The organism is Collinsella sp. LCP21S3_A3, from assembly GCF_052118905.1.
In the GTDB taxonomy this organism is placed as follows: domain Bacteria; phylum Actinomycetota; class Coriobacteriia; order Coriobacteriales; family Coriobacteriaceae; genus Collinsella.
This window is the reverse complement of record NZ_JBQKGH010000039.1, coordinates 1-2,203: the sequence shown is the minus strand read 5'-3', so window position 1 is coordinate 2,203 and position 2,203 is coordinate 1. Positions and strand designations below refer to the sequence as shown.

Annotated in this window: 1 protein-coding gene; it reads left to right on the top strand. The window is 56.7% G+C overall.

The features are described 5' to 3' along the window. The first annotated feature begins 277 nt into the window (after positions 1-277). Entirely contained in the window at positions 278-1,972 is a 1,695-nt protein-coding gene (locus ACTQ0H_RS09195) for a phospho-sugar mutase (RefSeq protein WP_427719879.1), read from the top strand. Positions 1,973-2,203: the final 231 nt, after the last annotated feature.

Here is a 2,203-nt window from a genome sequence, read left to right as displayed (position 1 = left end):
GCCCGTGGGAGGCCAGGGCGCCGCTGACCGGTGGACGGCACCGAGCCGTGCGCTTGGACTGAGAAGGGGGAGGCCTCGCGGCCTCCCCCTTTTTCGTTTCTCAGGCAATTTAACTAAATGACATTTTTTACAACGATATCATCTGCCGTCTTATTCAGACGTTCACCGTTCTCTTGACAGTCTCACACACTCAATGGATTACTATCTACCTAAGCGTGATACTGCGCTTGACCTGTTTTAGGCGGGCCGTTTTATTGATTATGAAGGAAGGACGCACATGGCAGATGTTCACGAGCTGCTTGATACTTGGATTGCCAATGTCAAGGATGATGAGCTGCTGACCGAGCTCAACACGATGAAGGAGCAGGGTGACGAGGATGCCATCACCGATGCCTTCTTCCAGGATCTTGCCTTCGGCACCGCCGGCCTGCGTGGCACGATCGGTGCTGGCACCAACCGTATGAATATCTATACGGTCGGCCGTGCAACGCAGGGCTTCGCCGACTATCTCAATGCGACTTTTGAGCATCCGACAGTTGCCATCGCTCGCGATAGCCGCAATAAGGGTGAACTGTTCGTCAAGACGACTGCTGCTATTCTTGCGGCAAATGGTGTCACCGCCCTTGTGTATCCTAAGATTTCCCCGGTGCCTACGCTATCTTGGGCTGTCCGCGATCTTGAGTGCTCCGGTGGCATTTGCATGACCGCTAGTCATAATCCGGCGCCTTATAACGGCTATAAGGCCTATGGCCCCGACGGCTGCCAGATCACTAGCGAGGCTGCCGATGCAATTTCTAAGGCTATTGCCGAGACCGATACGTTCACTGGCGTGAAGTCCATGGACTTCGATGAGGCTCTTGAGCAGGGTCTGGTCAAATGGATCGATGACTCGTGCCTCGAGCGTTATTACGACGCCGTTCTCGCGCGCGGCGTGACCAACCTTTCTGCCGAGGAGATCGCTGGCGCTCCGCTTAAGCTCGTCTACACTCCGCTCAACGGCACTGGCCTCATTCCCGTCACGACGGTGCTTGAGCGCGCCGGCATCACCGATGTCACGGTTGTTCCCGAGCAGAAGGACCCGAACGGCGATTTCCCGACCTGTCCGTATCCTAACCCCGAGATCCGTCAGGCCATGCAGAAGGGAATCGACCTGTGCGAGCAGGTTCACCCCGATCTGCTGCTTGCAACCGATCCTGACGCCGACCGTGTTGGCGTTGCTGTTAAGAATGGTGATGACTATCTGCTGCTGACCGGCAATGAGATGGGCGTTCTGCTGCTCGACTATATCTGCAAGACCCGTGCCGCCCGCGGCGAGGATCTCACCAAGAAGGTCGCGGTTACTACCATTGTTTCTTCCGCCATGGTCGATGCTCTGGCCGAGGAGTATGGCTTTGAGCTCCGTCGCTGCCTGACGGGCTTCAAGTACATCGGTGACATCATTACCTCGCTTTCCGATGCTGGTGAAGTCGATCGCTTTATCTTCGGTTTCGAGGAGAGCTACGGTTATCTGGCCGGCGACCACGTGCGCGACAAGGACGCCGTGAGCACTTCGCTGCTCATTTGCCAGATGGCGCAGTATTACAAGCTCCAGGGCAAGAACCTTGCCGATGCGATGCACGAGCTGTACGAGAAGTATGGCTACTATCACAACAAGACGATTTCGCTGAGCTATCCGGGCGCTGAGGGTGCGGCAAAGATGGCCGGCATCATGGCTGGTCTGCGCGAGAACCCGCCCGCGGAGCTCGCAGGCTCCAAGATCGAGGCCGTTGTGGATTACAACACCTGCGTGAACGGCCTGCCGAAGGCTAATGTCATTGAGTTCGATCTTGAGGGCGGCAACAAGGGCATTGTCCGTCCTTCCGGCACCGAGCCCAAGATCAAGCTGTACATCTTCGCTAAGGGCGCGGATGCCGCCGAGGCTGATGCAGCACTTGACGCGATTGAGGAGTCAGGTCGCAAGCTGTTGGCCTAAGGCTTTGAAAGCCTATTTCTATAGATAGACGAAAAAGGGGATCTCGGAAACGAGGTCCCCTCTCTATTACTGCTAAATACAGCTGAGAATCCCAAACTGTGTAGGAGTTGTGTGCAACCAGATTCCCGCCCCGCGGGCCCCTCCGGTCTGGCAATATATCTCCTTGCCGCGCGGCCCGGTCGGACCGGATTGACCGCGAGGGCGTGCACCTTGAGAACCGGATACTGCGAG

Bases quoted from the DNA above. Each gene is read 5' to 3' on its own strand.
- ACTQ0H_RS09195 (WP_427719879.1), top strand. From the start codon at position 278: ATGGCAGATGTTCACGAGCTGCTTGATACTTGGATTGCCAATGTCAAG.